This is a genomic window from Flavobacterium tagetis, assembly GCF_016735615.1.
Lineage (GTDB): Bacteria > Bacteroidota > Bacteroidia > Flavobacteriales > Flavobacteriaceae > Flavobacterium > Flavobacterium tagetis.
In genome coordinates this window covers 813,525-833,330 of the sequence record NZ_JAERSF010000002.1, presented here as the reverse complement: position 1 = coordinate 833,330, position 19,806 = coordinate 813,525, and the positions used below count along the sequence as shown (strand labels likewise).

Below are 19,806 nucleotides of genomic sequence, written 5' to 3'. Positions count from 1 at the left end.
AACATTTTTTTTACGTTTTGTGAATATACAAAAGAACAAAACCCGATAATTATTTCTAATTATCGGGTTTTTAATCCATTATATTTTTAAAATATTATTTTTTTGTAAACGGAATCACTTGCCCATTTCCTGTAAGTATCAAATCGAAACCAGTTTTTGCTTCATTAAATTTAAGTTTTAAACCAGCTCTCGCAGATTCGAAAGTATCTTTTTCGTTTGCAACAGGCTCTAATGCAAACTTAGGATAGTTTGGAAGTTCTGCATTTAAAACACTATTTTTCTCTGTCAATTCAATTGTCAAAGGCGATTTTGACGTAACATAGCTACCAACAAAAGGATCTAAAATAAGATCTTTTTCTATCTTACCTTTTCCCGCTGTCCAAACATTATTAGACGTATTATTGTCTGGAAAAGCATGATCTGGATCTAAAGTGATACTTTCGATTTCTTCAGTCGAATTATGTTTGAAAGACCAAGAATTGTTTCTTTGCCAAATTTCTACTGGTAAATTAACCCTTGTCACTTTTCCGCTTTTTGTTTTTACATCTAAAACAATTGGCATTGGCATTTTATCAAAATTTTCAACCGTGATTACCGCACCTTTAGCTGGATCATTTTTTACATATTTCACAGAATTAACGCCTTGATCAAAACGCCAGTTGTTTACATACCAGCTTCTCCAGAACCAGCTTAAGTCTTCTCCTGCCACATTTTCCATAGATCTAAAGAAATCATCTGGCTGTGGATGTTTGTAAGCCCAACGCTGAATATAAGTTCTAAAAGCAGTATCAAAACGTTCTTTGCCTAAAATTTGCTCTCTTAAAATCACTAAACCTGCACTTGGTTTAAAGTAGCATAACATACCAATATTAGCTTCCTTCATGTTATCAGGAGAACTCATAATCGTTTCTAAATCAGGTCTAGTAAACGGTTCTGCCATATCATGCAAATTTGTTGGTTCTTCTTTATATTCACCATTATTAAATGCAGCAGTACTTAATGAGTTAATGAAAGTATTAAATCCTTCATCCATCCATGCAAATAGCCTTTCGTTTGAACCTACAATCATTGGGAACCAGATATGACCAAATTCGTGATCTGTAACTCCCCAAAGATCTTGTCCTTTAGATTTCCATCCACAGAAAACAATTCCAGGATATTCCATCCCTCCTTCATTCCCTGCAACGTTTGTAGCTGCTGGATAAGGATATTCGAACCATTGTTTTGAATAATGTTCGATTGATGCTTTTACATATTCTGTAGAGCGCCCGTAAGCACCTTGTCCTGCACTTTCAACAGGATAAGCAGATAATGCTAATGATTTTTTACCGCTTGGAAGATTAATTTTTGCTCCATCTAAAATGAAAGCTGGAGATGATGCCCAAGAGAAATCACGTGCATTTTTGATTTTATAATGCCATGTTTTTTCCGTTCCTGCATTTGCATTTGAAGCTGAATTTACTTCTTGCTCAGAACGAATTGTTACCGTTTTATCACTGTTTGCGGCATCTTTATATTTTTTGAAATGATCTGCAGAAAGCACTTCTTGACCATTTAATAATTCCCCAGAAGCTACTACAAAGTGATTCCCTGGAACAGTTAATTTCACATCAAAATCACCGTATTCCAAATAAAACTCAGAAGCACCTAAATAAGGAGCTGTATTCCATCCTCTCACATCATCGTACACACACATACGTGGATACCATTGTGCAATAGTAAAGATTTTTCCGTTCTTCGTTTCTAAAACTCCCATTCTATCTGATCCTTCAAATGGTGCAATAAAAGAGAATTCAATTTTAACTTTTACAGATCCTCCTTTTGCAGCCAATTCTTGTGGAAGAAAAATCTGCATTCTGGTATCTGTAACGATATATTTTGCTTCAACTTCTGTTTTGTTTTTTCCTCCAGAAATTACTTTTACAGATTTAATTTTATTACCGCCATCAAAAACTTGGCCTTGGGCTCCGTTACGGCTACCAGTTAATGGCACAACAGCATTTCCTCTAGAATCTTCTTTAAATAAGTTTTGATCTAAATTCAGCCAAAGAAACGATAATTTATTAGGGCTATTATTAGTATATGTAATTTCATCTGTCCCTACAATCTCGTTTGTAGTTCCGTTTAATTTTGCCGTAATCTGATAATCGGCTCTATTCTGCCAATATTCTACTCCTGGCTCACCGCTCGCAGTACGAGTTGAAGTTGCATTTTTAGTGTAAAAATGAGGTCCAAAGGCATCATGATAATTGTAATTGTTTACTGGATTTGCTGCTGGTGCTGACGGAGTTTGCTGCGCCCAAACTGAAGAAATCCCAAAAAATAAAGCCGCGGTTAAAATGGCTTTTGCAGATTGCTTTTTCATATTTTTTAGCTGTTTATGTAGCAAATTAATGAAAAAAAAAGCTATTTACAGAGATAATTCAAAACATAAATTCAATTTTAGCAAAATTTTACCAATAAAATAATTTAAGCCATTTTCTTAAAAAACTAAATTTTATAAAATATATTTACATCTATAAAAAGAATATTCATTTTAGATTCAATATCGTGACTACAACTATTTCAAATTCTATATTAAAAGCTTCCATTAAACATGCTGGAGCTGAATTATTTTCTATAAAAGACAATCAAAACAATGAATATATCTGGGAAGGCAATCCAGATTTTTGGGGTAAGCATTCACCAGTTCTTTTTCCAATTGTGGGAACTTTAAAAAATAATACCTATACAATCCATGGAAAAGAATATCATCTTCCACGTCATGGTTTTGCTCGTGACATGGATTTTGAATTGATTGAAAAAACTGAAAATAAAGCTGTCTTCTCTCTTAAATCATCTGAAGAAACATTACGAAAATATCCTTTTGAATTTGAACTACAGCTTATTTATACGATTAACGAAAGCTCATTAGAACTCGAATACAAAGTAATTAACAACGGAAGCGAAAAAATGCCTTTTTCTATTGGTGCACATCCTGCAATTGCGCTTCCTGACCAATTTGAAAATTATGCGTTTCTATTTGAAAAAGAGGAAAATTTAAAATATTATCTTCTTGAAAATGATTTGATTTCATCTAAGACTAAAACTTTAGAAACAAAGAACAATTTAGTGCCTTTGAACTATGAGCTGTTTAAAAATGATGCTTTAATCTTTAAAACATTAGAATCAAAATCATTAACTATTCTGAATAATACAAAACCGTATTTAAAGGTTACTTACAATGATTTTCCAAGTTTAGGTATTTGGACTAAAGAAAACGCACCATTTATCTGCATTGAGCCTTGGCTTGGTTATTCTGATACTGATGAAAACTCAGGCGATTTGTATAAAAAAGAAGGGATTTTGATTTTGGATGAAAACAAAGATTTCAGTACAAAATTTAGTATTACAATATTATAAATAGACCAAAATGTTAGATTTCAATTTTACTCCTTTTCCAATAATAGAAACAGAACGCTTAATTTTAGATAGGCTAACAGATAAAGATGTACAGGAAGTCTTTGACTTGCGTTCTAATCCTGAAAATATGAAATATATTCCGAGGCCCCTGGCAAAAAACCACGAGGATGCCATGGAACTTATTAAAATGATTGATGAAAAGATTGATACTAATGAAGGGATAAACTGGAGTGTCCGATTTAAAAATGATTCGAAATTAATCGGAATTATTGGCTATTACAGAATGCAACCAGAAAATTACCGCGCTGAAATTGGCTACATTCTTTCACCCAATCATCATGGAAAAGGAATTGTAACAGAAGCAGTAAACCAACTGATTAAATATGGCTTTGAATCTTTAAAACTTCATTCAATTGAAGCCGTAATTGATCCCGAAAACTATGCTTCTGAAAAGGTATTACAAAAATGTGGCTTTGTTAAAGAAGCTCATCTAAAAGAAGTAGAATTTTGGGACGGAAAATTTATAGATAAGGTAATTTACTCATTATTAGAAAAATAGATTTTTATTCTTGTTAAAATAATCTTATATACAATTGTTCTCTAGCATTATAAGCTATATTTGCGCTCGAAATCAGCTAAAAAAGCTGTTTTGAATCAAAACATTTTTATGAAAAAAATACCCGCCTTAATTGTTCTTTTATTTTGTATGCAATTACAAAGTCAGACATTTGTAAAATTTAATGGAGCTACAGCTTTATTATTAGTTCCAAATATTGGAATAGAAACTAGCATTGGAGAAAAAACTACATTTAGTGCTGATGTAATGGCTTCTTTTTGGGAATCTTTTAATGGACAAAACCCAATGAAATTTATTACCGTTACTCCAGAAGTTCGCTACCATTTTAAAGAAAAATACAATGGCTTTTATGCAGGAGCACATATAGGAGCCGATAAATACGAAATACAAAAATGGAATTACTGGGACAGCAATCATTATGAAGATGGTTTTGGTTATAGAATTGGAGCTACAGTTGGTTATAACCTAAAATTGAATGATAAGTTTTTGCTTGATTTTTTTGTAGGCGGCGGATGGCACCAAGGATTTTATCACGGATATTATAACGATGGCACTCCAGGAAGATATGAAAAAACAGTTAATTGGAATAAAAGTGGTGAATGGTTACCTTACCGTGGTGGAGTTATGATTTCTTATAAATTATAAAAATCATCTCAGCTTAGGAAGGGTTTTGATATAAAGTTCCTCGACTTTTTTGCGTGCCCAATCTGTTTTTCTTAAGAAAGTAAGACTTGATTTCACACTCGGATTTGAATTAAAGCATTTAACTGGAATCAATTCCCCTAAAGTATCAAAACCATAATAATCTACTAAAGTTTCGACAATTTTTTGAAGCGTGATTCCGTGAAGAGGATCTTTAGATTGATTTTGCATTTTCTACTTTTTAAATTATAAATAAAAAGACCGTACTCTAAAAAAAGTACGGTCTTCTTTTTTTGCAAAATTACTAAAAGAATTTTACGTTAATCAAATAAAGAATAAATTAGAAAATGAATTTAAATCCAACAGAAATTGGAGTTGTTAAGTTTGGAGCACTTCCACCTAATGCTGTATTGTAATAAGAATCAACATTTGCCACATGAGCTAATCCAAAATTTGTGACAGTTGTTTTTTCTCCATTCTCTGGTTTTAGAGTTGTAGAAGTAAAGTTTGCCAAATCATAAGAAAACTCAACTGAGAAATTCTTAGTTACAAAATAATCAAAACCTCCTGATACAGACACCCCAACTTGATTTACTTTTAAGTTGCTTTCTTTTTCTTTTCCAGTAATAACTGGTATCGCGGCTTGTCCGAAGAAATATAAAGAACCTGCTACGTTCCAGTATTTTCTAGCTAATGGCTGAATAACAATCAAACCTGTATTTCCTAGTGTTTTCAGATCTGAGCTAACTCCATCGTAACCTTCTGATTTAATGTTAATATATCCTATTCCCGCACCTACTGCTACAGATGGCGTAATAAATGTTCCTACAATTGGAAGCACAGATAGATTAGTTCCTTTTACATCTCCAGTTTTAGTTTGCTGGTAACCAAATTGAGAAGTTGCAAACCAAGCACCTTTTAACCCTTGAGACGAATCTTGAGCTTTAGCAGTTAAACCGATTAATACCATACTCACTAATGTTACAATCTTTTTCATTTTATTTCGTTTTTTTTTAATTACAGGACAAACTTATGCCTAAGCTTTTTGCTCAAGACTGATTTAAATCATAGATTAAAAAAAAACTTTAATTATCTTTAACTGCCACATTTTTTTCAATTTTGTCTTACATTTGCAACCATGATAAAATCAGTCAATATATTAAACAAAAGAGCCCGATTCGATTACGAAATAATCGATACATATACTGCTGGAATTGTTTTAGCGGGCACAGAAATAAAATCTATACGTTTAGGAAAAGCGAATATTACAGAAAGCTTTTGTGAATTTAGCGGCATGGAGCTTTTTGCCATTAATACTTATATTGAAGAGTATTCTTTTGGAAACCAATTCAATCATAAATCAAGAAGTGAAAGAAAATTACTTTTAAATAAAAAAGAGTTAAAAACACTTCATAAAAGTGTTCAGGCAAAGGGTCTAACTATTATTCCTTTAAAATTATTTACAAACGAAAAAGGTTTAGCCAAATTACAAATCGGATTGTGCAAAGGGAAAAAGAATTATGACAAGCGTGAATCCCTAAAAGAACAAGATACAAAACGTGATTTAGATCGTATTAAAAAAGCTTACAATTAAAACCAAATTTAATTTTCTCTAAATGACACATTTATAATATTTTATTGTTATTTTTATTACAAAATAATATAACTGTAAAATATGAAAAAGTACTTCGTTTTGTTTTTCGCTATTGCGGCGTTTTCAAGTTGTGGCAGTAATACTTCTATTGTAAATAGCTGGAGAGATCCTGATGTAACAATCACTCAGGAACAATTTAAGAAAGTTTTGGTTGTAGCTTTGGTCAAGGATGAAGCTTCAAGACGAATTACAGAAAACAGAATTGCAGCAGGCAATCCAATATTTAAAACTTCATATCAATACTTAAACGCAACAACACAATTATCTCAAGAACAAAAACTTAAGATTCTACAAGATGAAAATTTTGATGGTGTAATTAGTATGCGCTTAGTAAGCAAAGAAAAAGAAGTCAATTATGTTCCTGGCACATACACTGGAATGTATTATGGAGGTTTTGACGGAATGTATACTGGAATGTACGGTTATGGATTCGGAAATTGGTACGGAATGTATTCTCCAAATTTCTACGATCCAGGCTACTATCAGGAAACCACTTCTTATATGGTAGAAACCAATGTTTTTTCATTAAAACAAAATAAATTAATCTGGACAGGAACAACAGAATCACAATATGTTACAGACTTAGGGCAAACAGTCGATGCCATAATGCAAGCAGTTGTCAAAGAAATGAGAAAAGACGGCTCCCTGCCTCCAAAATAATAATATAGAAAAAAGCGATATTTAAATATCGCTTTTCTTTTGGTTTAAAAAATGACTAAATTTGTCAAGACTAAAATTTTCATTAAATGAAATCTTTACTAAAAAATGCTAGAGAACAGAAAGGTTTAAAAACACGTGAATTAGCACAGTTAGCCGGAATTGACCAAGCTTTGATAAGCAAATTTGAATCAGGAACAAGAAAACCTACAAAGGATCAAATAATTAAGCTTTCTCAACTTTTAGAAATTGATTATGAAACCTTAATGATTGCCTGGCTTAAAGAAAAGATTCTTTACGAAATTGGTGATGATGATCTTGCCTTGAAAGCATTAAAAGTTGCTGAAGACGAAATTAAATACAATAAAACAGTTTCGAATCTTAAACTATCAACTTCACTAGAAAAAATTCTTAAAGAAATTGATGCTCTAAAAGAAAAATTAGATTCTTATCGTCAATATGACAGCTTTAAAATAAAACAAGCATTAGAACTAGAATATACTTTTGAGAGTAATAGGATTGAAGGAAACACCATGACACTTCGTGAAACTGATATGGTTATCAATGAAGGCTTGACAATTTCTGGAAAAAGCATGCGCGAACATCTTGAAGCCATTAATCATCAGGAAGCTATTGGTTTTATAAAAGAGCTAATGAGCAAAAGCAATTCTTTAAACGAACGTGATCTTTTATCCATACATAATTTAATCTTACGTGGAATAATCCCAGAAGATGCCGGACGTTACAGAAAAGTTCAGGTTATGATTCAAGGAAGCAGCCACATGCCTCCACAGCCTTTAATGGTTCCACAGGAAATGGAAGAATATTTTATTTGGTATGAAATCAATAAAAATAAATTACACCCCATTATTCTTGCTGCTGAAATGCATGAACGATTAGTTACAATTCATCCATTTATTGATGGAAACGGAAGGACTTCTAGATTAATTATGAACTTAATACTAATGCAAAAAGGTTATCCTATTGCTAACATTAAAGGTGATTATGAAACTCGAATGCAATATTATCAGTCTTTAGAAATTGCTCAAACCAAAAAAGACAAAGACGATTTTTTTCTGTTTATAGCTCAAAAAGGAAAAGAAAGTCTGGAAAGATATATTTCAATTCTTACGCAATAAAAAAAGCCCGTTTTAAAACGGGCTTTCTTTTAATTTTTATCTTCTAATAAAGGAACAAATCGAAATTCTCCAAACTCATGTTTTTCAAATTGAGTTTCGTTTTTCCTTATCAATAAAGTCATAATCTGAACATCTTCTCCCAGCGGAATAACCAGCCTTCCTCCAATTTTCAGTTGAGCCATCAATGGTTGTGGAATAAAAGGCGCACCCGCTGTCACTATAATACTGTCAAACGGCGCAAAATTTGGAAGTCCTTTATATCCATCTCCAAAAGTAACATGTTTTGGACGAATGTTTAATTTCGGAAAAAGATTCGATGTTGTTTTAAATAATTCACTTTGTCTTTCAACTGTATACACTTTTGCTCCAAGCATAAACAAAACAGCAGTCTGGTAACCAGAACCTGTTCCGATTTCAAGAATTTTGTGATCTCTTTTTACTTCTAATAACTGTGACTGAAAAGCAACTGTATATGGCTGCGAAATAGTTTGCCCAGCTCCAATAGGAAAAGCCTTATCTTGATAAGCATAATCTTCAAAACTTGAATTTAAAAAAAGGTGTCTCGGGATTTTTTTTATCGCATCCAGCACCGCTTTATCAGTAATTCCTTTTTGCTCTAAAGTAGTTACTAATTGATTACGAAGTCCTTGATGTTTGGCAGTATCTTTCAAAATAGGTAGGTTTTATTTTCGCAAAAATAAGAAACAAAACAGGATTTCAAATATTGATTATTAAATATTAAATTAATAAGTCGAAGGTTAAAAGTAAAAAGTGAAATGTGAAATGTAAAAAGCCGAATGATATAATTCCAAACTCCCATTTTACAATTCACATTTTACAACTCACAATTCGCTAAATTCATTTTCACGGTAAACAAATAAATTATATTTTTGTTTAAAATACATTCTCATGTTAAAAGTAGGAGTTTTAGGTGCTGGTCATCTTGGTAAAATACATTTACGCTTATTACAACAATCTGACAAATACGAATTAGTTGGATTTTACGACGAAAATCAAGAAAATGCCGAAAGAATCTCAAAAGAGTTTGGCTATAAAAACTTCAGCACAATTGCAAAACTCATTCACGCTGTCGACGTGATTGACATTGTAACTCCAACACTTTCACACTACAAATGTGCAAAGGTTGCAATCAAATCTGGAAAACATATCTTTATAGAAAAACCAATTGCCAATACGGTAGAAGAAGCTGAAGAAATTATTGCTTTAGCCAAAGAATATAATGTAAAAGGGCAAGTTGGTCACGTAGAGCGTTTTAATCCTGCTTTTATTGCTACAAAAAACATGATCGAAAATCCGATGTTTATAGAAACGCATCGTTTGGCAGAATTTAATCCGCGTGGTACAGACGTTCCTGTGGTTTTAGATTTAATGATTCATGATATTGATGCTATTTTAAGCGTCGTTAATTCAAAAGTAAAAGACATTCACGCAAGCGGTGTATCTGTAATTAGCGACACACCAGATATCGCCAATGCTAGAATAGAATTCGAAAATGGCTGTGTTGCAAATTTAACAGCAAGCAGAATTTCTTTAAAAAATATGCGTAAATCACGTTTCTTTCAAAAAGACGCTTACATTTCTGTTGATTTTTTAGAGAAAAAATGCGAAGTAGTTCGCATGAAAGATGCGCCAGAAGTTCCTGGAGATTTTGATATGATCCTTCAAAATGCTGAAGGCGTGAAAAAACAAATCTATTTCACAAATCCAGATGTAGAGCAAAACAATGCAATTTTAGATGAGTTAAATTCGTTTGCAGATGCAATTAACAATGACACAACTCCAGTTGTAACACTTGAGCAGGCAACAGACGCATTACGCGTGGCTTATCAAATTATTGATTGTTTCAATAAATAGTTAAAAAAGTAAATCAAAATAAATAGCCACGAATTCACGAATTATTTGGTGAATTCGTGGCTAAATCATAAAAAAATATCTAGCATAAAATGAAAACAATAGCTGTAATTGGAGCAGGAACAATGGGTAACGGAATTGCTCATACTTTTGCGCAAAGCGGATTTACCGTAAAATTAATCGACGTTTCTGAAAAATCTTTAGACAAAGGAATGTCAACTATTGCTGCCAACTTAGACCGTATGTTGTCTAAAGGAACGATAACTCAAGAAGATGTTACTAAAACTATTACTAACATTATTACTTATACAGATTTAAAAGACGGTGTAGTTGGCGTTGATTTAGTAGTTGAAGCGGCTACTGAAAACGTTGAATTAAAACTAAATATTTTCAAACAATTAAACGAATATTGTTCTCATAACACGATTTTAGCAACTAATACATCTTCAATCTCAATTACACAAATTGGAGCTGTTGTGGCACATCCTGAACGTGTTATTGGAATGCACTTTATGAATCCAGTGCCGATTATGAAATTGGTTGAAATCATTCGCGGATACAATACAAGTGATGAAGTAACTAAAATCATCATGACTTTATCTGAAAAATTAGGTAAAGTTCCTGTTGAAGTAAACGATTATCCAGGTTTTGTGGCAAACAGAATTTTAATGCCAATGTTAAACGAAGCTATTGAAACGCTATACAATGGCGTTGCTGGAGTTTACGAAATTGATACCGTAATGAAATTAGGTATGGGACACCCAATGGGACCATTACAATTAGCTGATTTTATTGGTCTTGACGTTTGTCTTGCGATTCTGAATGTAATGTACGACGGATTCAAAAATCCTAAATATGCTCCTTGTCCACTTTTAGTAAATATGGTTAGAGCTGGTAAACTTGGAGTAAAATCTGGAGAAGGTTTTTACGATTACAGCGAAAGCAAAAAAGCAGAGAAAATCTCGAAGCAGTTTTTATAAAAAGAAATACCATGTCGATTCAATCGAACTTAAATACAATTAAAGCAAGTTTACCTGAACATGTAACTCTTGTTGCCGTTTCAAAAACAAAGCCTGTCTCAGATTTGATGCAGGCTTACGAAGCTGGCCAACGCATTTTTGGAGAAAACAAAATTCAGGAAATGACTGAAAAGTGGGAACAAATGCCAAAAGACATTCAATGGCATATGATTGGTCACGTTCAGTCAAATAAAGTCAAATTTATGGCGCCGTATGTCACTTTAATTCAAGGAGTTGACAGTTTGAAATTATTACAGGAAATAAATAAACAAGCTTTAAAAAATAATAGAATTATAGATTGTCTTCTTCAAATTCATATTGCTGAAGAAGAATCTAAATTTGGTTTGGATGAAAATGAATTAAATGAACTTTTAACTTCTTCGGAGTTTAAAGAGTTGAAAAATATTCGTATCTTAGGTTTAATGGGAATGGCAACCTTCACAGAAGACCAAAACCAGATTAAAAAAGAATTTACCCATTTAAAATCCATTTTTGATTCATTAAAAAGCATTGAGGGATATGGTAAAGACGCACTGCAGTACATCTCTACAATTTCAATGGGAATGTCTGGAGATTATCCATTAGCAATAGAATGCGGAAGTACAATGGTTCGCATTGGAAGCAGCATTTTTGGAGGAAGATAATTTTCCAAATCACAATCGTAAAGACGCACTTGTGTCTTTACAGAAAAACTGAACACTAATTTCGATTTCAATCGAATCTGAACACTGAATACTGAATTTGTACGCGATATTAGACATAGAAACAACCGGAGGGCAATTTAATGAAGAGGGAATTACCGAAATCGCTATCTACAAATTTGATGGGCATGAAGTAGTTGATCAATTCATCAGCCTTGTCAATCCTGAAATTCCGATTCAGCCTTTCGTAGTAAAACTGACTGGAATTAATAATGCTATGTTGCGTTCTGCTCCAAAATTCTATGAAGTTGCTAAACGAATTATAGAAATCACTCAAGATTGCGTTATTGTAGCTCACAACGCTTCTTTTGATTATAGAATTCTGCGTACAGAATTCAGACGTTTAGGTTACGATTTTGAAGCCAAAACACTTTGCACAGTAGAATTAGCAAAAAAACTAATTCCAGAGCAACCATCTTACAGTTTAGGAAAACTAGTTCGCTCACTCGGAATTCCAATGGCCGACAGACATCGTGCCAGTGGAGACGCTATGGCTACGACTAAACTTTTCAAAATGCTTTTAGAAAAAGATGTTGAAAAAACGATCGTAAAAGATTTCATAAAACTAGAAGTAGAAAAAGGAATCTCTCCAAAATTCTTAGATATTTTAAATCAAATGCCAGCCAAAACTGGGGTTTATTATATTTATAAAGAAGATGGCACTTTGATATACATTGGTAAAAGCCAAAACATCAAAAAAAGAGTCAATCAGCATTTTACGGGAGTTACAACCAAAAGCAAACGAATCCAAGCAGAAGTTTTTACTATTACTTACGAAGAAACTGGAAGCGAATTAATTGCACTTCTAAAAGAAAGTCAGGAAGTAAAAATCAATCGTCCTCGTTATAATCGTTCGCAAAAGAAAACGGTTTTTCCTTTTGCATTATATGCAGAAAAAGATTCAAACGGTTACATCAATTTGAAATTGGAGAAAGCAGACGGACGTAAAAAAGAAATCACCTCGTATGCCTCATTACAGGAAGGTAAAAATGCGCTTTTTAAAATTACAGCAAAATACCATTTGTGCCAAAAACTAACAGGTTTATATCAGACCAAAAAAGAGTGTTTTCAGTACAAAATCAAAGAATGTGACGGTGCCTGCATTGGCGAAGTTACTCCAGAAGTTTACAATCTAAGAGTACAGCAATTTATTTCAGAAAACAGTTTTGAGAACAAAAGTATGGTTCTAATAGACAGAGGAAGAAATGTAAACGAACGCAGTGCTATTTTAATCGAAAACGGAATTTACAAAGGTTATGCCTATTACGATCTCAATTATCAAATCACGAATATTGATATCTTAAAAAATATTCTAGTCCCGATGCAGCATAATCGCGATGTAAAGAACATCATTCAGAGTTATATCCGAAAAAGCAAGTCTTTAAAAATACTTCATTTTTAACAAATCTAAACTTTCATTATCTTTAAGGATATGAAAAACAAAAAATCACAATACGAAATCTTCAGAGAAAAAGTCAAAATTGTTCTATATGGCACCAATACCATTTTAGGACGAATGTTCGATTTAGTATTGCTGGGTTTAATTTTACTGAGCGTTCTCTTGATAATGCTTGATACAGTGCAAGGCGTCAGTTCTAAATATCACGAACAATTATTAGTCTGTGAATGGATAATTACAGTATTTTTCACCATCGAATATATACTGAGAATTATCTCAATTCAAAAACCCGTTAAATACATTTTCAGCTTTTACGGAATCATCGATTTGCTTGCCGTTTTACCTATGTATTTGTCCATCTTCTTCCCAGGTGCGAGTATTTTATCAATCGTAAGAGCATTGCGTTTTCTTCGATTATTCAAAATTTTGCATATTCCACAAATCAACCATCAATCCCTGCAATTAAAAGAAGCCATAGAAGCCAGTAAAGAAAAAATTTTAGTATTCATTTATTTTGTATTAATCAGCACCGTAATCATCGGCACAATAATGTATCTGGTCGAAGGTCGAGAATCAGGATTCACAAGCATTCCAATGGGAATTTATTGGACAATTGTAACCCTAACAACAGTCGGTTACGGAGATATTTCACCACAAACGCCACTTGGCCAATTTATAGCTGCTTTTGTAATGATTTTAGGTTACGGAATCATAGCCGTTCCAACCGGAATTGTAACTGCCGAATTTGCCAAAAGCAGTCTAAGAAACAATTCTGTAAGCGGAAAAAAAACTTGCAGAAAATGTCAGTCTCAAGTCCATTTCGATAATGCAAAATATTGTTATGAATGCGGAACCGAATTGCCAAATAATTAATTTTAGAAGCTAATCCAGCTGTACATTCCAACTCCTCCTTATATTTGTAATTTTTTAAGGCATAAAAGGAGCTTCCGTTGGTCGCTCTTTTACACCAAAAAAATTCAACAAATATAAGTCCGGGGTTTCCATTTCCATCTGGGCTAAAAACTATGAAATACCTAATTACCATTGTCGGACCAACAGCTATAGGCAAAACTGCCTTGAGTATTGCTTTGGCACAACATTTTAAATGTGAAATCGTTTCTTGTGACAGCCGTCAGTTTTTCAAAGAAATGACCATAGGAACTGCAGTTCCAAATCAGGAAGAACTCAATTCTGCCAAACATCATTTCATCCAAAATAAATCTATTTTTGAGAATTATACCGTTGGCGATTACGAAAAAGAAGCCTTAGCCAAAATCGAAGAATTATTTCAAAACAATGATTACGTAATTCTTATCGGAGGCTCAGGATTATATGTCGATGCTATTCTAAAGGGATTCGACGAATTTCCAGAAATAGATCCAAGTATTCGTTCTGAAGTAAATTCAAATTACGAAAAACACGGAATCGAATATCTTCAAGAACAACTGAAAAATTTAGATCCAGAATATTATCAAAAAATAACTATAGAAAATTCGCAGACTTTACAAAACCCACAGCGAATGATGCGTTTTGTAGAAGTTTGCATTGGCTCTCAAAAACCATATTCTTCTTTTTTAAATCAGAAAAAAAACAATAGAGACTTCACTCCTATTTTAATTGGTTTAGATGCTGACAGAGAAATCATTTACAGTCGAATCAACCAACGTGTTGACATGATGATGAACGAAGGATTATTAAAAGAAGCTGAAGCGCTTTATCCTAACAAAGAGTTAAATGCACTTCAAACTGTCGGTTATCGAGAATTATTTAGTTATTTTGACGGAGAATTCACTTTGCCATTTGCAATTGAAGAAATCAAAAAGAACACACGAAGATTCTCCAAAAGACAATTAACATGGTTCAAACGAAACGAAAACACCAAATGGTTTGATTACGCAACAGATAGAAAAGAAATTATAAATTACATAGAAAATCTTCTAAAATAAAGTCTTTTTTCTTTCATCTTTCTTCTCCTTTCCGAAGGAAAAATCTAAAATCAACAATCTAAAATCTAAAATTAAAAAATGCCAATATCTCCTAATTTCACCTCAGTTCTAAGCAAAGACTGGGAAATCAATTTCACGCAATGCACGCCAACCGGATTCCTAAAATATACCGATTTGTGTAATATTTTACAGTTAACCGCCGCTGCACATTCAGAAGTTGGAGGAATCAGCTTTTATGATATGCAGGAATTTCATCAAGCTTGGGTTCTTAGCCGAATGCGTGTAGAAGTTCATGCTTTACCAAAATGGCAGGATATTATAACTGTAAAAACATGGATTAATAGTCTTGAAAATTCGCGTTCGGTCCGTGCACTTGAAATGTACGTAAATGGTAAAAAAATAGTGGGTTGCGAAACGTATTGGGCAGTTTTCAATACACAAGCTCGCCGCCCTGAAGCCTTAGCACTTCCTTACGAACATTTCGAATTGTTTCCAGAAAATAGAGCCACAGAAGAAGGTTTCTCAAAAATCAATATCAATCACGAAAAAGAAGCCGTTTTCGAAAAAACAGTTTATTTATCCGATTTAGACATTGTAAATCACGTAAATAATGTAAAATACCTAGAATGGTGTCTGGATCATGTCGACCCAAAAAGAATCATGAAGCAAGAAGTTAAAAGCTTCGAAATGAATTTCATGAAAGAGCTTTCATTACAAGATAATGTAGTAATTCATGAAAGCGAAGACGACGATCATACAACCGCGACTTTCAGCATTACAAAAGGCGAAAAAACTTGTTTTGCTTTGGAATTGCATTGGAAATAACTTTGTAAAGTCCCTACGGGACATTTTGCACTTGAAAATTATTTTTCTACCATCTTTAGTCTCTCCGAGACATTTCTATTTGCTTTATCCAACAGCCATAACGCAATTATACAAAAAACTCCGCTAGGAGTTTAAGATTGGTAACGCTAAAACATTACATAAACATAAGTGTCCCGTAGGGACATCATTCAGTGACAAACAAAAAAACGATGCTATATTAAAATACAATAGCATCGTTTTTTAATCAAAATCATTTCGATTTCTTTTTAGAATCTTTTTTCTTTTTCTTCTTTTTCAGCAAATCAATTTTATTATCAATTCGTTTCTCAACATCTGTAATGTCAGATTCATAATTAAATTGCAACAAATGAAGTTTCGCATTTTTTATTTCTTTCAAAGCCTTTTTAAATTCATTTTGCGCTTCTAAAAGAATAGCTTTCTTGATATAAATTTCAGATTTATTAATTCCTTTCACCGTTAAGGCAAAATCAATCAATTTATGAGCTTCTTCGAAATCTTCATTTAAAATCAATGTCTTTAAATAATACGGATATACTTCAAGAGCATGGATATTAATTGCTAATGCTTGCTGAAAATAAGATTTAGCTTCTTCATAATTCATTAATTGCTCTGCTTGAATTCTCCCATACAAACATAAAACCATCGTGTTTTTATCATCATAAGAAAAAGCATAATCCAAAGATTCAATTGTTCCTTCAAGCCAAAACGGATAATTATCCAAGGCTTGAAAAAGGTATTTATCAGTTGTTTTCATTACGTAAATCGTTTTTTAATTTCTGACGAGTTCCTTTGTAGCTTTTCTCTACTTTGTTCTTCTTAAAATCACTTCCTGTAAAAACTCTTACTGGATTTCCACGTTCTACATTGAGCTGATTTTCCCATTGTTTTCCTACGTGATTTTTAAGCTGCACTAATTTTTCGTCTTCTAGTTTTTTTAATAATCTTTCTGTTGCCAGTTTTTTGTTTTGATGCTGAGAACGGCTGTCCATAGAAACAACCGCAATTCCAGTCGGAATATGAGTTGCCCGAATTGCCGAACTCACTTTATTGACATGCTGACCGCCAACTCCAGAACTTCTCATAGCCTGATATTGAATATCACTTTCTGAAAGCGATGTATTTTTCTGTTGTTCAATTTCAAAAATTCCAATAAACCAGTTTTTTCGTTTGTGCATTTTCCTAAACTGACTTTGGCCAATCCATTGAATGGTTCCTATCCAAGATTTCACAAATTGATCTGCATTTTTTCCTTTTACAGAAATCGATGCGGTTTCAATTGTTCCGTTCTCTTCTCCTTTCTCTCTTTGAAGCAAAACCACATCTAGATTCTGATCTTCGGCTTCTTCCAGTACTTTTTTAAGCACTTGGGCTACAACCCAAGTGCATTCTGCAGGTCCGCGACCCGCTGTTATCTGAATTATTTTTTCCATTTCTTTAATCTCTTTTAACGATCCATCCTAACAATCTTCGGCGTAAAAGTTCCCAAAACTTCAACTAGATCGGTTTGATTTGCCATTACTTTTGTGATGTCTTTGTAAGCCATTGGAGCCTCGTCAATATTTCCACCAATTAAAGCCACATCATGTATCTTCAATTCTTTGTTAATCTGACTTTGAGTAAAACTACTTTTACATTTAGCTCTCGAAAATAAGCGTCCTGCACCATGTGAAGCTGAGTTTAAACTCTCCGTATTTCCTTTTCCTTTTACAATAAAACCTGGTGCTGTCATCGAACCTGGAATAATTCCTAATTGACCTTCTCCTGCAGGTGTCGCTCCTTTTCTATGCACAATACATTCCTGACCATTTACCATTTCTTTCCAAGCAAAATTGTGGTGATTTTCAATCGTTACAACTACTCTTTTTCCAATAGCCTTAGCAATTCGTCTGTGAATATCATCATGGCAAGCTTTTGCATATTCACCGGCTAAATTCATAGCCAACCAATATTCTTGCCCATCATGTGTATTCAAATCTAGCCAAGCCAAATGCTGTACATTTTTTGGTAACGGACATTGTTTTGTTGCCAAATAAGTGTAATGCTTTGCGATGTTAGCTCCCAATCCGCGAGAACCGCTGTGTGAAAGAACCGCAAAGTATTCTCCTTTTTCTAACTTCCAATCGTTTTCAGGATTATCAATTTTAGCAATTCCAAATTCTACAAAATGGTTTCCTCCTCCTGAAGTTCCTAACTGTTTGTAAGCCTTTGGTAAAAGATTCTTTAACAACGGAATATCCTTGAATTCACTTTTATAAAATACTTCATGATCTACTCTTGAAGCATGCGTCTCGTACATTCCAAATTTGGTATTATCTTTTAAAATAGCTTCCAATTGATGTTCCCTTCCTTTGAAATGAGAAGCTGGCAAATCAAAAATTGATAGACTCATCCTGCAACCAATATCAACACCAACTCCATAAGGAATCACGGCATTATCAGTAGCTAAAACCCCTCCAATTGGTAGTCCGTAACCAGAATGCGCATCTGGCATTAAAGCTCCTGCTACAGAAACAGGCAGTTTCAACGAATCGTACAATTGAAATTTTGCCTGTTCATCGATTTCGTTTTCACCAAAAATTTTAAACGGTGCTCTCGTATTTTTAAGCTGATGCATTCTTACTTGAACTGGTTTGATTAAACCTTCGGCAACTTTCCCCCAAGTTCCGTTTCCTTCATATTTTTCGGGATTTAAAAGCACATCTTTTGCTTCTGTTAAAATAGATTCTTTTTTTTCTCTTTTTCTATATCTGTTTATTTGCCCTAACGCTATATTTATTGAATTGTTTTTTGGAAAACCCAATTTGATCAGGTCCTTTCCAGATAATTTATTTCCCATGATTTTCTATCATTTCATCTACATACTGCTCATACAAAGCATGCAGACTTTTATTTTTAATTGGGCTTATCTCTTTTGGATTTTCTTTTTCGTAGTAACTCCATTTACGAGAATTCCCGTACAATAATCTGTTTATTTTATCTCTAAGATTATGATTAACAACGTAATTATCAATAAGCTGAATTTCGCTTTCCAAATCTGAATCGACCATCTTAGTATGTGTTATCATATAAGGACTAACACGAAGCACATATCGCCAGGGCTCATTAAATACATAATGAATTTTATATCTTTTGCAATTACTGCACCAGCGCTCTCTTTTGTAAAAATGTACTTTTTCTTTTTCGGTCAATTCGAGTTTCGAACTTTTCCATTCCCATTCTGAAAACTCTTTTACAGTTTGGATTTTTTCAACATAAACATGTTTTCTTTTTCTTTTTTTCTTTCTCTTAAAAGATTTTTCCGGAGAAAACTGCCATGTATTTATTTTTTCCAATAATTCTATGTAAAATGAGGCTTCACTCGATTTGGCAACATCATCTCTTAATTTAAAATTGCGTTGCCAGCCTTTTTGATAAGGAATTTCTAAAGGAACTAATGGTAAGTTTCTGCGTTTTTTCCAAAGTTCAACTTCAAGCTTTCTTAACTGAATTAATTGTTTTTCAAAATCTTCTTTTACTAATCTTTTCTTTTTTCTTTTACTTTTAAAACGACTACATAAAGCATACTCGTCTACCGCATAATTTTCCATAAAAAAATTATCGTGCATTAAATTAACAGCCAAAAAGGCTTAACATTTTATCCTAACGGATAAATTTTAAAATCGATTTTCGGGAAAGTTTTGAAGTGTCTAGAATAAAAAAGCCCGAAACTTATTGTCTTCGGGCTTTTTTATATATCTAAAAGTATATTTCTAAGATTGAAATAAGCCACGAAGAATTGCTTCACCAAATACGTTTGGTGTAAAGCTCTGAGATGTCGATGTAAGTACAAACACTATTTCTTCGTTTTAAAGGGTTATTAAATTTTTCGAGTGCAAATATTCATAATACTTTTTTGATTTTCCAAATTTATTTAAAGAAAATTCTTCAAAATAAATTTGAGCAATATTTTTTT

Annotated in this window: 21 protein-coding genes; 13 read left to right on the top strand and 8 right to left on the bottom strand. The window is 33.0% G+C overall.

Annotation, left to right across the window (positions count from 1 at the left end; all coding sequences use genetic code 11):
- Window positions 1–94 precede the first annotated feature (94 nt).
- Window positions 95–2,365, bottom strand: a complete 2,271-nt coding sequence (locus JI750_RS11130; protein ID WP_202001535.1) for a M1 family metallopeptidase — start codon at window positions 2,363–2,365, stop codon at window positions 95–97.
- A 185-nt stretch (window positions 2,366–2,550) separates the two neighbouring features.
- Between JI750_RS11130 and JI750_RS11125 the strand changes: the two genes are divergently transcribed.
- The 3 genes from JI750_RS11125 to JI750_RS11115 all read left to right on the top strand — a co-directional run bounded on the left by JI750_RS11125 (window position 2,551) and on the right by JI750_RS11115 (window position 4,624).
- Window positions 2,551–3,402 (top strand): aldose 1-epimerase family protein, encoded by an 852-nt coding sequence (locus JI750_RS11125; protein WP_202001532.1) that lies wholly within the window; start codon window positions 2,551–2,553, stop codon window positions 3,400–3,402.
- A 10-nt stretch (window positions 3,403–3,412) separates the two neighbouring features.
- Complete coding sequence (locus JI750_RS11120) at window positions 3,413–3,961, top strand: GNAT family N-acetyltransferase (protein ID WP_202001530.1); 549 nt, start codon at window positions 3,413–3,415, stop codon at window positions 3,959–3,961.
- A gap of 108 nt (window positions 3,962–4,069) precedes the next feature.
- Window positions 4,070–4,624 carry a DUF3575 domain-containing protein gene (locus JI750_RS11115; protein ID WP_202001528.1) on the top strand — a complete coding sequence of 185 codons (555 nt, stop codon included), beginning with the start codon at window positions 4,070–4,072 and terminating at the stop codon, window positions 4,622–4,624.
- Window positions 4,625–4,627: 3 nt separating this feature from the next.
- Here JI750_RS11115 and JI750_RS11110 read toward each other — a convergent pair whose 3' ends face one another.
- The gene (locus JI750_RS11110; RefSeq protein WP_202001526.1) at window positions 4,628–4,852 is read right to left on the bottom strand and encodes a VF530 family protein; all 225 of its coding nucleotides are present in this window, start codon (window positions 4,850–4,852) and stop codon (window positions 4,628–4,630) included.
- A gap of 109 nt (window positions 4,853–4,961) precedes the next feature.
- On the bottom strand, window positions 4,962–5,618 hold the full coding sequence (locus JI750_RS11105; RefSeq protein ID WP_202001524.1) for an outer membrane beta-barrel protein: 657 nt from the start codon (window positions 5,616–5,618) through the stop codon (window positions 4,962–4,964).
- A gap of 141 nt (window positions 5,619–5,759) precedes the next feature.
- Here JI750_RS11105 and smpB point away from each other — a divergent pair, with 141 nt between their 5' ends.
- The 3 genes from smpB (at window position 5,760) to JI750_RS11090 (ending at window position 8,071) form a co-directional block, all read left to right on the top strand.
- Window positions 5,760–6,215, top strand: coding sequence for an SsrA-binding protein SmpB (gene smpB / locus JI750_RS11100; RefSeq protein ID WP_095927676.1), 456 nt, complete (start codon window positions 5,760–5,762; stop codon window positions 6,213–6,215).
- An 81-nt stretch (window positions 6,216–6,296) separates the two neighbouring features.
- Complete coding sequence (locus tag JI750_RS11095) at window positions 6,297–6,935, top strand: hypothetical protein (RefSeq protein WP_202001522.1); 639 nt, start codon at window positions 6,297–6,299, stop codon at window positions 6,933–6,935.
- Between the two features lie 86 nt (window positions 6,936–7,021).
- Window positions 7,022–8,071 (top strand): Fic family protein, encoded by a 1,050-nt coding sequence (locus JI750_RS11090; RefSeq protein ID WP_202001520.1) that lies wholly within the window; start codon window positions 7,022–7,024, stop codon window positions 8,069–8,071.
- Between the two features lie 29 nt (window positions 8,072–8,100).
- Here JI750_RS11090 and JI750_RS11085 read toward each other — a convergent pair whose 3' ends face one another.
- Entirely contained in the window at window positions 8,101–8,742 is a 642-nt protein-coding gene (locus JI750_RS11085) for a protein-L-isoaspartate(D-aspartate) O-methyltransferase (protein ID WP_202001518.1), read from the bottom strand.
- Window positions 8,743–8,980: 238 nt separating this feature from the next.
- On the opposite strand from JI750_RS11085, the gene JI750_RS11080 reads away from it, so the two are divergent.
- The 7 genes from JI750_RS11080 (at window position 8,981) to JI750_RS11050 (ending at window position 15,833) form a co-directional block, all read left to right on the top strand.
- Window positions 8,981–9,946 (top strand): Gfo/Idh/MocA family protein, encoded by a 966-nt coding sequence (locus tag JI750_RS11080; protein ID WP_202001516.1) that lies wholly within the window; start codon window positions 8,981–8,983, stop codon window positions 9,944–9,946.
- Window positions 9,947–10,035: 89 nt separating this feature from the next.
- Window positions 10,036–10,923 carry a 3-hydroxyacyl-CoA dehydrogenase family protein gene (locus JI750_RS11075; RefSeq protein ID WP_202001513.1) on the top strand — a complete coding sequence of 296 codons (888 nt, stop codon included), beginning with the start codon at window positions 10,036–10,038 and terminating at the stop codon, window positions 10,921–10,923.
- Between the two features lie 11 nt (window positions 10,924–10,934).
- Entirely contained in the window at window positions 10,935–11,606 is a 672-nt protein-coding gene (locus tag JI750_RS11070; protein ID WP_202001510.1) for a YggS family pyridoxal phosphate-dependent enzyme, read from the top strand.
- A gap of 97 nt (window positions 11,607–11,703) precedes the next feature.
- Window positions 11,704–13,065, top strand: coding sequence for an exonuclease domain-containing protein (locus tag JI750_RS11065; protein WP_202001507.1), 1,362 nt, complete (start codon window positions 11,704–11,706; stop codon window positions 13,063–13,065).
- A gap of 30 nt (window positions 13,066–13,095) precedes the next feature.
- Window positions 13,096–13,935 carry an ion transporter gene (locus tag JI750_RS11060; protein ID WP_202001506.1) on the top strand — a complete coding sequence of 280 codons (840 nt, stop codon included), beginning with the start codon at window positions 13,096–13,098 and terminating at the stop codon, window positions 13,933–13,935.
- 152 nt (window positions 13,936–14,087) lie between these two features.
- Window positions 14,088–15,008, top strand: coding sequence for a tRNA (adenosine(37)-N6)-dimethylallyltransferase MiaA (gene miaA / locus JI750_RS11055; RefSeq protein ID WP_202001504.1), 921 nt, complete (start codon window positions 14,088–14,090; stop codon window positions 15,006–15,008).
- A gap of 78 nt (window positions 15,009–15,086) precedes the next feature.
- Window positions 15,087–15,833, top strand: coding sequence for an acyl-[acyl-carrier-protein] thioesterase (locus JI750_RS11050; RefSeq protein ID WP_202001502.1), 747 nt, complete (start codon window positions 15,087–15,089; stop codon window positions 15,831–15,833).
- A 250-nt stretch (window positions 15,834–16,083) separates the two neighbouring features.
- On the opposite strand, the gene JI750_RS11045 is transcribed toward JI750_RS11050, so the two are convergent.
- Genes JI750_RS11045 through JI750_RS11030 form a run of 4 tightly spaced genes read right to left on the bottom strand, consistent with a single transcriptional unit; the run spans window position 16,084 to window position 19,459 of the window.
- Window positions 16,084–16,608, bottom strand: a complete 525-nt coding sequence (locus tag JI750_RS11045) for a hypothetical protein (protein WP_202001500.1) — start codon at window positions 16,606–16,608, stop codon at window positions 16,084–16,086.
- On the bottom strand, window positions 16,595–17,284 hold the full coding sequence (gene prfH / locus JI750_RS11040) for a peptide chain release factor H (protein WP_202001498.1): 690 nt from the start codon (window positions 17,282–17,284) through the stop codon (window positions 16,595–16,597). The genes JI750_RS11045 and prfH overlap by 14 nt, the downstream gene beginning before the upstream one ends.
- Before the next feature lie 14 nt (window positions 17,285–17,298).
- On the bottom strand, window positions 17,299–18,690 hold the full coding sequence (locus JI750_RS11035) for an RtcB family protein (RefSeq protein ID WP_202001496.1): 1,392 nt from the start codon (window positions 18,688–18,690) through the stop codon (window positions 17,299–17,301).
- Window positions 18,680–19,459, bottom strand: coding sequence for a hypothetical protein (locus JI750_RS11030; RefSeq protein WP_202001494.1), 780 nt, complete (start codon window positions 19,457–19,459; stop codon window positions 18,680–18,682). The genes JI750_RS11035 and JI750_RS11030 overlap by 11 nt, the downstream gene beginning before the upstream one ends.
- Between the last annotated feature and the right edge of the window lie 347 nt (window positions 19,460–19,806).